Source organism: Salinivibrio sp. ML198, assembly GCF_001996015.1.
In the GTDB taxonomy this organism is placed as follows: Bacteria; Pseudomonadota; Gammaproteobacteria; order Enterobacterales; family Vibrionaceae; genus Salinivibrio; species Salinivibrio siamensis.
In genome coordinates, this window is the sequence record NZ_MUEZ01000060.1 from 1 (window position 1) to 449 (window position 449).

The 449-nt window shown below is 53.9% G+C and carries 1 rRNA gene; it reads left to right on the plus strand.

Features of this window, described 5'->3' with window-relative positions:
- Nucleotides 1–404: ribosomal RNA gene (locus tag BZG25_RS15710) — 16S ribosomal RNA — on the plus strand; the annotation flags it as partial.
- Nucleotides 405–449: the final 45 nt, after the last annotated feature.

A 449-nucleotide genomic window follows, 5' to 3' on the forward strand; every position in this document is an offset into this window, starting at 1 on the left:
GGTGGGAACTCCAGGGAGACTGCCGGTGATAAACCGGAGGAAGGTGGGGACGACGTCAAGTCATCATGGCCCTTACGAGTAGGGCTACACACGTGCTACAATGGCAGATACAGAGGGCAGCGAAGCTGCGAAGTGGAGCGAATCCCTTAAAGTTTGTCGTAGTCCGGATTGGAGTCTGCAACTCGACTCCATGAAGTCGGAATCGCTAGTAATCGTGGATCAGAATGCCACGGTGAATACGTTCCCGGGCCTTGTACACACCGCCCGTCACACCATGGGAGTGGGCTGCACCAGAAGTAGATAGCTTAACCTTCGGGAGGGCGTTTACCACGGTGTGGTTCATGACTGGGGTGAAGTCGTAACAAGGTAGCCCTAGGGGAACCTGGGGCTGGATCACCTCCTTACTGACGCTATTTTTGCGAGTGTTCACACAGATTGTATAGGTTGAA